9 protein-coding genes and 5 pseudogenes are annotated in these 14748 nt (G+C 41.9%); 3 read left to right on the forward strand and 11 right to left on the reverse strand.

The genetic code is table 11. The features are described 5' to 3' along the window. From Sarmat_RS07345 to Sarmat_RS03445, 4 genes and pseudogenes are all read right to left on the reverse strand, one after another. A pseudogene (locus Sarmat_RS07345) lies at positions 1-195 on the reverse strand (hypothetical protein); the annotation flags it as partial. A gap of 45 nt (positions 196-240) precedes the next feature. Beyond that, positions 241-366, reverse strand: a pseudogene (locus tag Sarmat_RS07350) (hypothetical protein); the annotation flags it as partial. 951 nt (positions 367-1317) lie between these two features. Continuing rightward, positions 1318-1473 (reverse strand): annotated as a pseudogene (locus Sarmat_RS07085) (transposase); the annotation flags it as partial. A gap of 247 nt (positions 1474-1720) precedes the next feature. Then, positions 1721-1990, reverse strand: a complete 270-nt coding sequence (locus Sarmat_RS03445) for a transposase (RefSeq protein ID WP_202149440.1) — start codon at positions 1988-1990, stop codon at positions 1721-1723. A 1-nt stretch (position 1991) separates the two neighbouring features. Here Sarmat_RS03445 and Sarmat_RS03450 point away from each other — a divergent pair, with 1 nt between their 5' ends. Next, positions 1992-2282, forward strand: a complete 291-nt coding sequence (locus Sarmat_RS03450; RefSeq protein ID WP_202149441.1) for a hypothetical protein — start codon at positions 1992-1994, stop codon at positions 2280-2282. On the opposite strand, the gene Sarmat_RS07540 is transcribed toward Sarmat_RS03450, so the two are convergent. The 3 genes from Sarmat_RS07540 to Sarmat_RS03460 form a co-directional block, all read right to left on the reverse strand. Next, positions 2274-2414, reverse strand: coding sequence for an IS1/IS1595 family N-terminal zinc-binding domain-containing protein (locus Sarmat_RS07540; protein WP_458692952.1), 141 nt, complete (start codon positions 2412-2414; stop codon positions 2274-2276). The two genes, Sarmat_RS03450 and Sarmat_RS07540, sit on opposite strands and share 9 nt — an antisense overlap. A gap of 133 nt (positions 2415-2547) precedes the next feature. Continuing rightward, the gene (locus tag Sarmat_RS03455; protein ID WP_202149442.1) at positions 2548-4257 is read right to left on the reverse strand and encodes a hypothetical protein; all 1710 of its coding nucleotides are present in this window, start codon (positions 4255-4257) and stop codon (positions 2548-2550) included. 164 nt (positions 4258-4421) lie between these two features. Next, the gene (locus Sarmat_RS03460) at positions 4422-4577 is read right to left on the reverse strand and encodes a hypothetical protein (protein ID WP_202149443.1); all 156 of its coding nucleotides are present in this window, start codon (positions 4575-4577) and stop codon (positions 4422-4424) included. 102 nt (positions 4578-4679) lie between these two features. Between Sarmat_RS03460 and Sarmat_RS07090 the strand changes: the two are divergent. After that, positions 4680-4778: pseudogene (locus tag Sarmat_RS07090) on the forward strand (IS481 family transposase); the annotation flags it as partial. Here Sarmat_RS07090 and Sarmat_RS07095 read toward each other — a convergent pair. The 4 genes and pseudogenes from Sarmat_RS07095 to Sarmat_RS03475 form a co-directional block, all read right to left on the reverse strand. Then, positions 4768-4893, reverse strand: coding sequence for a hypothetical protein (locus tag Sarmat_RS07095; RefSeq protein WP_279611749.1), 126 nt, complete (start codon positions 4891-4893; stop codon positions 4768-4770). The pseudogene Sarmat_RS07090 and the gene Sarmat_RS07095 overlap by 11 nt on opposite strands. Before the next feature lie 34 nt (positions 4894-4927). Beyond that, a pseudogene (locus tag Sarmat_RS03465) lies at positions 4928-5506 on the reverse strand (transposase family protein); the annotation flags it as partial. 57 nt (positions 5507-5563) lie between these two features. Beyond that, positions 5564-5680: an IS630 transposase-related protein gene (locus tag Sarmat_RS03470; RefSeq protein ID WP_202149444.1), complete on the reverse strand. Its 117-nt coding sequence runs from the start codon at positions 5678-5680 to the stop codon at positions 5564-5566. Between the two features lie 260 nt (positions 5681-5940). Then, positions 5941-12945, reverse strand: a complete 7005-nt coding sequence (locus tag Sarmat_RS03475; RefSeq protein ID WP_202149445.1) for a hypothetical protein — start codon at positions 12943-12945, stop codon at positions 5941-5943. 146 nt (positions 12946-13091) lie between these two features. Here Sarmat_RS03475 and Sarmat_RS03480 point away from each other — a divergent pair, with 146 nt between their 5' ends. Next, complete coding sequence (locus tag Sarmat_RS03480; protein ID WP_202149446.1) at positions 13092-14615, forward strand: YifB family Mg chelatase-like AAA ATPase; 1524 nt, start codon at positions 13092-13094, stop codon at positions 14613-14615. The last annotated feature ends 133 nt before the right edge of the window (positions 14616-14748 follow it).

Genomic DNA, 14748 nt, shown 5'->3' on the forward strand with positions numbered 1-14748 from the left:
TTTGACGTTCTTGCAAAGTTTCTTTAACCCCTGATATCCGGAATCAGCATAAATATTGGTATCTATCGGAAGACGATCTTTCTGTTTATGAATTTTAAAATCATGAACCTTGCCGTGGTAGGATTTCAGTCTTAAGCGTGTACCTACGTTTCTTACCAGAAAAATCATCTTTTTGTTTCTTGCTAGGTCTTTCAATTATTTTCTCCGTTACATCTATTAACTGTTCAGTCTCTTCATAGCTTAGAGTGCGTTTTTTTCTATCGCAACCAACTTCGCAACCAATCGTTCCAAAGTTTTAATTATTCTGCATACCCTTGAAACATCGATCCCAAACATAAAATCTATCTGCATTTGAGTGCTGTAAGTACGATAGTATAAGCAGCATCATCAACATTTGCCAACGACTTTCTTTGCCCATGATACTTCAAGTTTCTTCACCAAAATATCAAATTCTTCGAACTAATGCCAAATAATCTTAAAAAGATTCTTGGATGTTTCCTGATTTTTATGTATGATATTGCCATATATGGAGTAGTTTTGTGTTGAAATAAACTACATATATACCTTCGTCTTGAAAAAATCAAGACCTCTTTCTATCATTAAGCGATATATTCTTACTTACGCAACAGGTCTATTTTAGAATATTATTAAAAAAAATCATCTAAAGATTGACCAAAATGTAGGGACATTACAATAAAACTTAGGATCAAACTTGTTATTGGTAACAATAGAATATGCGGTATTCCTAACTAAACATAAACAAAAGAATTTGTTTATTGAATAAAAGGTATAACGAATGAAATATCAATCCATAGCCTTTGAATACCGTTTGGAGCGCCTATTAAACCTTGCCAAATAACGTCGTATTAAAGAGTTTTTAGACTCTACCAAAGTTTATATGATGCGTACCCTTCAATAAAACCATCCGTACACAATATATTGTTTATACCCCTTCCTTTCAAGTCTAAGTGTCATATTTATGGATAAGCCTTTCTCTCGCCTCCTACTTACCGCAATGTCAATAACTTGATTTCTGTTCCTATCAACAGCAAGCCAACATAGATTTTGTTAGTTTTTTTGACAGTAACTGAAAAGCTCATCAACCTCTATTATCTCTATATCCTTTGCGTCCCCCGGTATTTCAGCACTTAATAAACGCTTTCTTGCAATTTCCGAAATGCCTTATTCATCTTATTATTAAAGAGTTCGGCGCCCCTTCCATTCTTTCTATAGACATAATCCCGACTCCCTCAAGATACCAATTTAATTACTCTCAGCCTTTTTTCATCTATGTACACCTTTTCTTAGAGCCTGTATTCACAGTTTAGGCATCCCATCGAGTATCTTTAGTAACAGCATAGAGTGGGCGATCATTATCATGTTTTCCGCGGTTGCTACAGCAATTTCATAGTCTTTTGATAATCTCCTGCAGTTGCTCAGCCAAGCAAACGTTCTCTCAACTACCCATCTTTTTAAGTATAGTTCACCCTAGGATTGTACGCTCTAAGATCTCTATGGTCTTTTTGAGTACATTCCGTACAAATTCTTCCATGGTTTTCTATATCCGACATCGGCACATACTTCATTGAGTGAAGGATATTTCGCAAGAACTTCTTCAAATACGGCGCATCCTGCTACTGTGTCGTGAGTATTTGCTTCATGGACTTTTACATGTAGTAGATGGCAGCAGCGTTAGTTACGATATGGCGTTTATGCCCCTTTATCTTTTTTTCCCATCAATGCCTCGTTTTTCAAAAGCGCTTGTGGTCTTTACGCTTTGTGAGTCTATGAAACTATAGCTTGGATTTGGATTCCTGCCTTGCGCTATTCTACCTTTATCCATCAAATCTCTCATCAGCTTTTCCCAAATATCTTTTATCCTACATCGTCTGTAAAAGCTATATACAGTCAAATATGTTGGAAAATCTTTTGCTAACATTCTCCACTGACAACCAGTTTTAATAATAGACCTCTTTCGAAACTCGCTCACGATGAGCAAATGCGAGGAGTATACGAAGCACAGAGCCACAACGTACATAAAGTACGTGAGGACTCGAGCATCGACAGCGTCGCCACAGTTGCCATCAGGAGTAGAGTTAGGAAAGAGGTCTAATGTAGAACACAGCATTTACAAGAGTTCTTATAGGATACTTACGACTCTTACCATAATTTCCATAGTCAAAGTCGTGTTTAATCAGATCCCACTGCTGATCCGTCAAATCGTTTGGATAAATTGTTATAATACCTACCTCCATGGAGGATTTATAACATACTTAGGTTAAACTGTGAATACAGGTTCTTAAATCTCCTTCTCTAAATGTCTTCCAGTATTCCTTGCATTCGTATCTTTGCTTCTTGTTTACAAAGCCGTTTTTAACATATTTTCCACTGCCGCAATGTTTACATTTGATCATAAAAAACTTCTTTTTTTACAATCATATATCAATACATGTGGGACGTAAACGATCCACCAGAACCCGTTAAAAAGCTATCGCTTAAAACACGTTGCAACAAGATTTTTCTCCTTCTTCGGATTCCGCAATTTGCTCATGATGTCTTTGACCTAGCTCTTGTGTATGGTGTATGTTTTATGAACAACTCTATCTGCGCCTGTGCGAGTTTCTGTTTTTCCAGCGCCATCCGCTCCTGCTCTTCAATCCCCTTAGAGTAAGGGGCGGAGGTGAAGAATTGCCCTTGTTGCTGCCCTTGCTGCTGTTGCTGCTGTATTTGAGGTTTATCGTGTTCTTTTTGCTGCTGTTGAATCTGACATTGGTCTCGTTGCAGCTGCTGTGCTTGAGGTTGAGTATATTCTCGCTGCTGGAATTGGTTTTGTTGAAACACCGATTGGTTTATCTCTGACTGGGTATGTTTGACATCAGGCTGATAGTACATCTCCGACTCCACCCAGGCGTTGTTCCGATGCATTTGCTCCTGCTTCATCGGTTGTTGCATCTGTTGTTCTTGCCGTCTTTGCTGTTGCAGTTGAGCCTGTAGGCGCGCTTCGTCCCAAGCTTGTAAGCGCTCGTCGCGATAGAGCGCTGGGTTGGTTTCGCAATCTGAATATTTCTCTTTCAGATCGTTTTTTGCTTTTTGCACTTCTGAATCGTATGGATGTCTTGCGCATAGGCCCTCTAGGGCTTTGTAGTCGGCGCCAAACATTATGTCGCACTTGGCATCAAAGACGTAGCGTTGCCATTCTACGCCTGTTTCATGAACAAAGGCGCGGTAGTATAGTTCAGATAATAGGTCATATCCAATGTTTTCTGAAGCTGGTTCTATTTGGTTTAGTATGTCTTGGTTTACTCCATCATAATCTCTATGTACAAGCGCTAAATATTTTACTAGTTCAGTGGATATATTATAACATGCGATCATTTGATCAGCTCGTGGTTCGCACCACGCAGCCACCGCGCTATCTTCTCGCGCATAATTATTCATATATTGATACACAATACCAGCATCCTGCGCATATTTATCGCTTTGATTTTCCAAAAACAACCGCATCAAACTCATAGAAAAAGCATTGAAATTAAGAATATCATCTCTTAACAAGTCCACCGCCCACAACGTATACAGCTTCAACGCCTCCTCTGGCGTAAGCTCATCATAGCTCCTACCCCAAAGCAACATCATAGTTTCTGTAATGCAGAGCATTTCTATGTCCGCCACTTGCTTGCCATACACCGTGTGTGGTTTGCGTAGCTTCTGTAGGGTTTCATAATCCCCTTCGCTAAAAGCATTCAGAGCCTGCTTTACTTCTCTGGCATACTCAACTTCGATTTGAACTTCCTTAGCATATTCAACTTTAACTTGTGGGTTATTAAGTATCTGCCTATATCTTCCTAGCCTATAAGCGAAAACCCCATCGGGCCGGCTTGGCCCTTGCGTGATTCGTTGGACTCGATCTCTAGTGATATCTTCGAGGTATGAGAAATATGCGCATGCATTATCTTTCGAGCCCTCTTGAAGAGCATTATCTATCTCATACATAAGATAGTAACATAATGCGGCGTTACGCATGCTTTCAACGCTGCGTATACCGGGGTTTGGATATTTTTCTGTAAACTGCAGCTCCCCTACCTGGTCTGCTTTGTTGGTTTCTGATAGCTGTATGTATGAGTCGGTGGGATTATCGCTTTGATCTTTTGGTTGTTGATTTTGTAGTTGATTGATTTGACTAGCGTTTTGTTTGCTCCCTCTGCTCATTGATTGGAGCGGGCGAACGTATGGATTAGTAATGTTTGGCGTGGATTGCATGCAGACGACCCCTTTGATTGGATTTATATATGAGGTATCGTATCATGCCAATGATGAGGGCGCAAGCCCCCACCTCAAGCTTGCTAAACTCAATCGCTCTAGAACATGCTACGGCAAGGTTTTCCTCTTTGAGTATTACTTCTTCTGGCTCCTTGCGACGCTCCCTAGCTTGTTGCTCGAGAAACTCCGCTCGCTCCTCCTCGAGCCTCTGCTTCTCTAGCGCTATCTGCTTTCTGTCGCTCTAATTCTCGCTCCCTTGCCTTAATCTGAGCGGGGTTAGGGTTAAGGGGAGGGGTATTGCTTTTTAAGCCTGTATTCACAGTTTAACCATCCCATCGAGTCTCTTTAGTAATAGCATAGAGTGCGCGATCATTAGACCTCTTCGGAAACTAGACTTTTCATAAAATATGGAGAAAAATCTTATGGGACAAATATTACACGCGAATGCCAGAACAACGGAGGCAATCCGTAGAGAGATCCGTGATAGTAAAGAGAGCATAGAGAAAGCGGCTAAAAGATTTGATAGACCTCTTTCCTAACTCTACTCCTGATGGCAACTGTGGCGACGCTGTCGATGCGCAAGTCCTCACGTACTTCATGTACGCTGCGGCTCTGTGCTTCGTATACTCCTCGCATTTGCTCTTAATTGAGCGAGTTTCGAAAGAGGTCTAATGTTAGAGTCTTTGAATACCTTAAACGTGACGTTTACCATTGGTAAAAGCAGTGCATATCACTTGTTTCGTGTTTTTATTTATCACCGCTTGACTCTTTAGGGTATGTCTTTTCTTTTTTTCCTGAATAAAATCGCTTTCGTATGTTATTGCGATTTTTTATTCGCTTTTTCTTTTTAAATCTCTTTTTTTAGGCACTCTACGGGCGTTTCTGTGGCATCAATAAGCACAACCTCATATTCCATATCGCTTTTAAGTAATTCCTTACGACCTGGTAAAGCAAAATCTGGATGCTTGATGAGTGTCTTCTATCCATTTAATTGTATCATAGGCTATACTTTCGCTTACACCATAACTTTGACTCACATGAAAATATGTACGGTATTCTCGTATATATTCAAGGGCCATAAGTAAACGATCTTGGATACTTAACTTGTTTCTTCTGCCACCTTTTGCTTTCTTTTTTGATTTCTGCTTCTTGGAAGACTAACTACCGTTTTACAAAAGGTCTCTTGTTTTACTCCTGTTAATCTACGAAATTTCTCGGTTTTTAATTTTTTGATCTGTTCGTATTTCATAATAGACCTCTAGATCAACTATTACATAATATTTTATGAAAAGTTTTTATAAAAAGTCTAGTTTCCGAAGAGATGTAATTTAGATGCTTGGTCATAACTATTCCCAGCTTCTAAATATTCTACTACTTCTTCTCTTAAATCATTGCTATAGCTTTTCGCTATTTTTCCTTTCATTATAACGAAAAATTATATTTAATTCAACCTAAATTACTATATGTACGAGTCAGTAAGGTTATTGTTTTGATCTTTTGGTTCTTGATTTTTGGGTTGATTGATCTTTGATGAGAAGAGATGAGCGTATGGATTGGCAATTTTTGATGTAGGTTACATGATGGATTCCTCCTTTATATTATTAATTTATTTGAGGGAGGTATCGTATCATGCTCATGATGCGCGGGCAAGCCCCACGCGGGGGGGAGTGGGAGGTTATTTGATCAGATTTTTGGTTCTTGAGCTTTGGTTTGTGAATTACTTACGGGAGCGACAGTTCGTTGTCCTGTATGACCGAAGTTTGATTTCATGGTTGTGAAAGTTTGCTGAACATTTTTCTTATCTTGCACGCCCATCTGCGCTTTCGGCTGCTTATTATTCTGCCCCTTCATCTTCTTATCCGCAGAGCGTGAGGTAGTTTTTAGATCTCCGATCTTGCTCCAGTACGTTTGCACTGTATTGGAGTGCTTCTGATACATAACCTCACCTTCCTTTATACTCTGGCAGGCTGCTGGAAGTTGGTGCATGCATACATGCGCAAAATCACGCACTGCAACTGGTTTTTCCGCATCAACCCCTAGCTCCATCGCAGTAACGATTTGCCGCCTCTGCTCGCTCGTATAGGCTGCAAAGACATATATCCCCTCCGGTATTGTAGCATTTTCTGGTATCTCAGGCATTTTCACCAGCAATCTTTGTAAATCTTCTTTTAGCTTATCATCTAGCGGGAATATTTTAGCAGAAGTTTTCGTTTTGGAGATATTCGCCATGACATTAGTGATAAACGTATTGCGCTTGTCTTGATTATTAAAAGCTCTCAGAACCAAAGGTGCAATCTGCGCTTGAATCTGTTTACCCACATCCTTTTGCATATTTAACTCTTGATTTTGTGGAACTTGATCAGTGCTTTGTATACTTGGCTCAGATGTTGTACCTCGAGCTTTCTGCTGCATCTTCACCGCCTCAATTATAATCTGTTCTTTAACTGCTGCATCAAGTTGATCAAACGTTTGTAACCAATTCTTCTCTCCATCTAGACTAGACATCAGCGCATTCAACTGCCCAAAATCAGTACTTCTATCTTCAGAATCCTTCGTAAATTTTGTTTGCACTTGTTGTTTTAGTATTTGATCAGTTGCTTGTTGCGCTTGATTTTGCTTGTTTAACTCTTTTTTCTCTAGATTGTTCGTATTGTTATTTAACGACTGCAGTTTCTCATCCAATACTTGAGGTTTCTGACCTTCATCTTGCTTTGGCTGCACAGCTTGAATCTCTTGCTGTTGCTGCGCTTTGGCTTTTGTAACCAAGGCTGCGATCTGCGCCTCAACCCCTTCCACTTTCGGGTTCGTGAGATGTTGCTGCGGAATTGTATTTTGATCGAACAATACAATTTTCTGCGGCTTTGATTGGCTTGGTTGTGAAGCTCTTATTTTCCGCGCCTCAAGTATAATCTGATTACGAACTTCTGCAGGAAGTGACGGCCAGGCTGTGATCCACTCTTTCGTCTTACCATCAGCCGCCATTTGGTTCAGATCGGGCATCGTAGCAGCTAATGTACCAAATCCCGTATCTTTATACCCCTCCTTCCCCTTCAAAGCATCTAACGCTTGCACTCGCGCCTGCTCTTGCTGCACCTTCTCTTGCCGCTGCGCTTGCTGCTCCTGCTGCTTCTGCTGCTCCATCTTACTCTCAGCGAATTGCATTAAATCAGCATTTATTGGTCGCTTTAAGATTTTTTCTAGCTTCTCATTCGCTTCAAGCTCCTTACGAGAGTCTATATCAAATAATACCTCTAGCAGCTGTTGCGAACTATAGCCTTGAATCCCATCCAACGCTGTTTGTTGCAGGGCCTGATCCTTATTCTCCTGAGAATTTTGCGTCTGCGTAGTGCTTTGCGTCTCGTCCACGTCTTTCTGTTCTGTTATCCTTTGTACGAACTCCTTAGTATATTCAGGATCAGCTTGGAGCAAATCTCCTACAATACCCCGCAACTCTTCTCGCGTCCGCTCCTGCGCCGCCTCTTGCGAAACTTTCACTGCATTAAGCATTGCGCGTCTATCATTCCAGTTGCCATCATTGATTCTTGCTACTATCGCATTCTCCACTTGCGCCGCTGTCATTTCTAGAATATCCTGGGGGCCTAGCAACGTTTTTTGATCAGCAAGTTCGAGCGTCCGAATCCCCTTTACCACCTCTGCTACAAACCGTATCCTATTGTCGAGAGTATATTCAATAGATTCTTGCATCTTCATCAACACAGCCGGTTCAGATTCCTGCATAATGAGCTGCCTGAAACTCACTGCTGTTCCTTCTCCTGCGCTTTGCTCTTGCGTATCACTACGATAACGCTGTACTAACTCAGCCCTCTCGTGCTCATTCAGCGCCAGAGATTGCTTCGCTAAATGCTCCTGAAACAGTTTTCGAGCTTGCTCACTCACAGTTATTATACCTTCCACCAGGTTTTTGCCTGGTAGCACTTTGCAGTCTTCCCAAATTTCTGTCTTTTGTTCTGATGTCAGACTCGCATCCATCTGCCTCCCAACCTCCTGCTGCGCCGCAAACCTTGCCGCTGCTTCAGCAATCACCTTTCTCTCCCATTCATTAGCTTTCGATAGCGCGCCAGATATTTTCTCTGCATCGCTTATTGCATTCGCCCCTTGAGCGTTCTGCCTCTGCTCATCTTTAGGTTGCGAAATGAGAGCATTGATAGTTGGATAGCTTGTTAAGTAATCTAATAATGCCTTTTGTGTCTTTGGCGTGAGTTCTTCAATCTTAGGTTTTGTATTTTGTTGTGGGATCGTAGGACTCTTCATTGATATTACTTCGCTTTTTACCTCGACATCCTGCACATTCTGTGACTGTGATTTTGGACTTAACACATCTCGAATCTTTGTCCATATTTTAACTAATGCTTCTTTTGTACTGCTTTGAATTTTTTCTAATAACGACTTTTTCTCTTGCTCCCCAATCTGCTCATTGCTTGCACTTTTGGCATCCTTATCGAGCGCATTATTTATCTCCTCCTGTTGCTTTGTCGACAGTGTTTTCGCGGCTTTCTCAACAGCCTCTCGCGCCTTACTTTCCTCTGTTGCCTCAATTAACTGCTCTATTTTTAACCTACCATTAAATACTGCCTCTACTACATCTTGCCGCAACTCCTCATGTGTTCGCTCATCTGGCACATTGCTGGCGCGCGGCGCTAACTCGCGCAGCGCGTTTTCCTTGAGGCTGCTGCTCAAATCTACGACAAGTTGATGTTCTGTTCGTATGTTTGATATTTCGCGTCGTAATTCCTGGCCTATAGCAGTTAACCCATCTGCATTGCTCACAACTTTTTGCAATATCATAGCAGTAGTTGTACTATTACCACGAATCGATCCCTCAATACCCTCCACATATTGTTTAGTTTGCGGGTTCTCTTTAAGTCGATTCAATAATGCACCTTGCGCCGCAGGAGCGATGCCAGTCAGACTATCTTTCAAACTCTCGTCCATTAGCATTTGAGCTACGTTTATCACGTCCACTTTACCCTCGCTATCTTTAGCATTAACTGCTGCTATTAGCGCATTCTGTACTGATTTCGAGTCAGTATAATTCGTTTTCTCTTTCGAATCCTCCTCAATGTTCTGCAACAATATTTCACGCTCAGATTCAGAAAGGGCGTTGATATATTCCTGCGCCGCCTGCCCAATCTCTTTCGTTTGTAAAAACTCATCAACCGCTGCGTTTATCGCGAAAGGAGCTGAGGCTTGGTCTTGCTTCGTAATCCAATACTTATTATCGTCCAACGCTTGGGTTAAAGTCTCCGCTCTATCAGCAACGACACTTTTCTCCTTAAGATCTGCAAGCAATGCTACTTGCTCATCTCCGCTAAGTTTGCCAAGTTTCGTTTTGACATAATCGTTAAATAACTTCTGATTCTTACCGCTCGACTGATCTGCCCCATCCTTCTGACGAGCGTTCGCGATATCCATCATAATTTCCGGATTTTCAAGCGCCATCTCTACTAACCGCGCCCGCACCTCATCGCTAAGAACCTTCTGCTGACCTTGCTCACTCCCACCAATCAACTCTCGCGCCTCAGCAAGATCAATATTTTTAACAATAGCCTCGGCAAGTTCCTGTCGCGCCATCACCTCACGCACTGCATTAGCAATTATTTGTTGCACCCGCTCATCACCTTGATCGAATGCGTCTATTAATACTTTGGCGATGTTTGGTGGTGTCTGTGGATTTTGCTCTTGCTCTTGAGCGTTAGGCTTACCAGATTTACCGTGAATCTTCTTGATAAACTCGCTAATTCTTGGTATTGGATGGTTTTCTAGCAATGCTAATAACTGCTTTTGGGCCGGTGGTATGAGCCGATTTGCAATATCATACTTTACTTTATTTTTTTGCGACTGCTGTACCTGCTCATCATGCTCAGCTTTCATTGCGCTAGCAACTTCCACTATATCTTTTCTCTCTTTGTCATCAACGCCCTCCATCTCTCTTATTAGCGCCTGCTTTACCAATTCTGGACTACCATAAGACGTTTTGTTGGCCCCCTGTCTTTGTTCCAATAATTCCCTTTGCACAGCTTCAGGAAGGCTTTGGATATATTCTATATCTTTTTGCTTTTGCTGCTCTTGCTTAGCTAGCGCTGCATCAGTCGCACTCTCCATGGCGGCAATCGCAGATGGATCCTTCCAGAGCGCTTCATTTTTTAGCGCATCTTCTAAACTTGTTATGCTTTCTCTTTTTAGTTCTGTAAATAACTCTGACTGCTCTTCTCGTTCGAGTTTTGCAACTTTTGATCTTATATACTCCTTAAACTGCTCCTGATTCTTGCTAGACGCCGCGATTTGCGCCATAATTTCCGGATTTTCAAGCGCCTTTTCTACTAACTGCGCTTTCTCCTCTTCAGTAAGAGACTTTTGCGCAGTAGCGATATCAAGATCCTCAACTATCACTGCGGCCACTGTCTGGCGCTCTGTTACCGCCTCAGTCGTATCCCTGATTATTTGTTGCACCCGCTCATCGCCTTGCTTGAACACTACTGCTAATACTTCAGAAATGTTTGGTGCGATGTCATGCCCAATTTTCTCCTTAGCGCCTTCAATAAGCGCGCTAATGGCGTTGTTTGGATGCTTTTCTAACGATTGTAATAACAACGCCTGACCACCTGGCGTAAGCGTTTCGATATCCCGCGTTATTTTGCCTTGGATCCGTTCATCATGCTCCTGTTTAAGTGTCTGAGCAGTAGCTGTTATCTCCCCTCTCTGTTCGCTGCCGAGGTCCGCTATTATTTGTATTAGCGCCCGCTCTGTTAATTTTGAATCATTCTTTTTCTCCCTTTCTCCCCCTTGCCCCTGTCTTTGTTCCAATAATGCATCTTGCACGACCTTAGGAAGGCCTTGGATATATTCTATATCTTTTTGCTTTTGCTGCTCTTGCTTAGCTAGCGCTGCATCAGTCGCCCTATCTATGGCGGCAATCGCAGATGGATTCTTCCAGAGCGCCTCTGTGTTTGCCACCCTCGCTAAATTTTCTACCTCTTTCGCAACCAGCTCCTGAGTCTTGAGATTCTGAAGCAAGCTTGCCTTCTCGCCCTCTTCAAGTTGGTTGAATTTGTCTTGGAGATATAGTTGAAAGTCATTTTTATTCTTGCCAGACGCCGCGATTTGCGCCATAATTTCTGGATTTTCAAGCGCCATCTCTACTAACTGCGCCCGCGCAACCTTTTGCTGATCTTCATTAAGATTGCTCCCAGAATTCTGCGCATTTTGCTTATTTGGATTAATCAACCTTTGCACCGTAGCGATATCAAGACCCTCAACCATCGCTGTAGCAACTTCCTGGCGCTGCGTAACGGCATGTGTTGTATTAGCAATTATTTGTTGCACCCGCTCATCACCCCGCCTTAGCACTTCTTCTAATACTGTAGGAATGTTTGGCGCAATCTCCCACCCTTTTGCCTGCTGGATATTATGGATAATTGCTTCGATGGCTTTGTTTGGATGTTTTTGCAGCAATTTGAATAACAATTTCTGCCCCTCTGGTGCTAGTTTGTTGATATTATCACTTAGTGATGGCTCCACCGTCATTTGTACCCCATTCGTCTGCAGTGGCGCATTTGGGATTATCAAGTCTTCTCCCTTTGACGGTTCTGATGTTGGACTCGACGACTGTGTTGATGTTGGACTCGACGACTGTTGTTGTTGCTGTTGTTGCTGCTGTTGCTGTTGTTGCTGCTGTTGTTGCTGCTGTTGTTGCTGTTGCTGGTGTTGCTGTTGTTGCTGTTGTTGCTGCTGTTGCTGTTGTTGCTGCTGTTGTTGCTGCTGTTGTTGCTGTTGCTGGTGTTGCTGTTGCTGCTGCTGTTGTTGCTGTTGCTGGTGTTGTTGCTGTTGCTGCTGCGTTGGAACTTGGAACAAATCAGCATTCTGCTCTATCCCCATCACTTTCTCATACTGCTCTTGCGTAAAGGGTAGCGTATACACTTTAGTTTGCCCATTAACAATTCTTTCAATATATGCAATCTTCGGGGCGTCTTTAGTGAATAATATAGGTACGGGCGAATGGATATGCGGTTTACCCTGGTCATCATAATGCACCGTAACACGAATATCGCCTTCACGTTTCCTCATAGCTCGCCCATCAGCAGCGTAAAGGGTGAGTGCGAGAGTTGTGCCTGCTGGAGGACGAATTGCCTCTAAATTTATCTGTCTATAACCCCTTATCCCCTGACCATTTATCGTGATATTAGCTTCTGTGGTAGTTTCTATTATATCTGCATCACCTATTGTGATTTTCCTGGTGGTAACAGTTGATTGATTTTGCTTTTGGCCACTCAAGTTAGCCCATTTTACTATGCTGTTCTCGTCTGTATACAGATTTTGTATAAGCTGTTTTTGACTATCGTCAAAAGCAGAGTATAACTTAGTGAGTGTCCTCGTATCATTTCCGAATGCATTATGTATTTTCTCCATATCCTCTGCAGGGATACCAACCGTTATGGCGTTTTGCTCCTCCTCTGTCTGCAACTCTCCTTGTACTTGCGTTTTGGGTGTTTGCAGGAGCATTTTTTTGATGTCGAGGTTTTCATCTAAAAAATTCTTTGTAAGAAGCTCTGCTATTTTGCTATAAAACGAAACGCGTTGCCTGGCAAAATCTTCCTGCTTTAGTGGTGAGGACAAATCTTCCTCAAGTTCTGCTTGTTGCGTGTCGTTACTTCCAAAATTCTGCGTCATAAAAATACACCTCTTAGTGAAAAAATAAAAATTTTTCTACTTTTAATTGTAACATCGTATAGTGAAAATAACAACAGATTATTGCGTTATAAAACAAAAAGTAGTAATAATTAAACTGTTTTCAATTATAAAGTTAAGATACCCTCATGACAGATCACGTCTATAGTCTTGTTTTTCAAGGTATTCACATTGTGCCTATAGAAGTGCAAATTCAAATATCGGCCTCCATCCCAAGCTTTAATATAGTAGGACTAGCAGACAAAACGATCGCCGAGTCACGCGAGAGAGTAAGGGCCGCCCTTGCTTCTATAGGCATGGCATTACCACCGAAAAAAATTTTAGTGAATCTAGCACCGGCGGATTTATTAAAAGAAGGGAGTCATTTTGATCTACCAATAGCATGCGCCATACTCGCGGCCCTCAACGCACTACCTAGAGATGAAATTCAGGAATATTTGATATTAGGAGAGTTATCTTTGGATGGCCAAATTGTTGCAACTAATGGTGTATTACCAGCTGCTGTTGGAGCTATAAAGCACGACAGGGGCGTTATTTGCCCCGCAGCAAATGCCAAAGAAGCGGCTTGGTCTAATAACGATAGTATTTTGGCGCCTAGAGACTTGCTGCAACTAGTGAATCACTTTAAGGGGCGGCAGGTTTTGCATAAACCGAGCATCAGCTATTACATGCAAGATCATGAGCAAGATAGCGTGCAGGAAGGCGAACCGTATATTCTGGATCTGAAGGATATTAAATATCAAATTTTAGCCAAGAGGGTTTTAGAAATTGCTGCTGCAGGAGGGCATCATATGCTCATGACTGGCCCACCTGGCGCTGGTAAGTCGATGTTAGCACAAAGTATTTTAGGATTATTGCCAAAGCTAGATGCTAACGAGATATTAGAATGCAGTATGGTTTCTAGCATAGCTGGGCAAATTCAAGATGGTAAGTTAATACATCGCCGCCCATTTCGCGCACCTCATCACTCCTGCTCTATGGCTGCAATGGTGGGTGGTGGAGTGGGTAGACGTATTATGCCAGGAGAAGTGTCTTTAGCGCACAATGGCATATTGTTTTTAGATGAATTGCCGGAGTTTCCTCGTAATGTAATTGACTCACTGCGCCAGCCTATAGAAAATGGAGAAATCGCTATAGCTAGAGCAAATGCGAGGGTAAACTATCCCGCGAGATTTCAGCTTATTGCTGCTATGAACCCATGCAAATGCGGATTTATTGATGATCCGTTAAAAAGTTGTTCGAAAGCGCCAAAATGCTCAGTTGATTATCAAGGCAAAATCTCCGGACCGATGATTGATAGATTTGATTTACATGTGAAGGTTGGGTGGGAAAATTTTTATCATTATCCAGATAAATCTAGCCTAGACTCTAAAACTATTGCGCAGAAAGTGCTGGCGGCTAGGCACAGGCAGAGGGAAAGGTATAACAGCAATTGTTTAAATAGTAGAATAGAGAATAATCTTTTAGTTGCCCATGCCATGCCTAATGAGGATGGGTTGAGTTTATTAAATGATGCCGCTAATAAATTCAAGCTATCAATGCGTAGTTATAATAAGATATTAAAAGTGGCTCGTACTATTGCTGATTTAGAAGGTAGTAATGTGGTGCATAAACTGCACGTAGCTGAGGCTATAAGCTATAGACAGATGTGAGAGGGGTGAGTTATATAGTAAACCTACCTTACATTAGATAAGGAGATATGGTATTGTTAAAGGAAAAATGTCAACAAAACCATATAGCGAAGATTGAAGAACAAAACACAAAAAGAAGCATCCAAAGTTTTTG

The sequence above is a fragment of the Candidatus Sarmatiella mevalonica genome (assembly GCF_016751895.1).
Taxonomy (GTDB): domain Bacteria; phylum Pseudomonadota; class Alphaproteobacteria; order Rickettsiales; family Rickettsiaceae; genus Sarmatiella; species Sarmatiella mevalonica.

What these genes read in the sequence shown, in the direction of transcription:
- Sarmat_RS07095 (WP_279611749.1), bottom strand. Translation starts at nt 4,893, where the DNA reads ATGCGAGGAGTATACGAAGCACAGAGCCGCAGCGTACATGAAGTACGT.
- Sarmat_RS03480 (WP_202149446.1), top strand. Translation starts at nt 13,092, where the DNA reads ATGACAGATCACGTCTATAGTCTTGTTTTTCAAGGTATTCACATTGTG.
- Sarmat_RS03470 (WP_202149444.1), bottom strand. Translation starts at nt 5,680, where the DNA reads ATGAAAGGAAAAATAGCGAAAAGCTATAGCAATGATTTAAGAGAAGAA.
- Sarmat_RS03475 (WP_202149445.1), bottom strand. Translation starts at nt 12,945, where the DNA reads ATGACGCAGAATTTTGGAAGTAACGACACGCAACAAGCAGAACTTGAG.
- Sarmat_RS03455 (WP_202149442.1), bottom strand. Translation starts at nt 4,257, where the DNA reads ATGCAATCCACGCCAAACATTACTAATCCATACGTTCGCCCGCTCCAA.
- Sarmat_RS07540 (WP_458692952.1), bottom strand. Translation starts at nt 2,414, where the DNA reads ATGATCAAATGTAAACATTGCGGCAGTGGAAAATATGTTAAAAACGGC.
- Sarmat_RS03450 (WP_202149441.1), top strand. Translation starts at nt 1,992, where the DNA reads ATGAGCAAATGCGAGGAGTATACGAAGCACAGAGCCACAACGTACATA.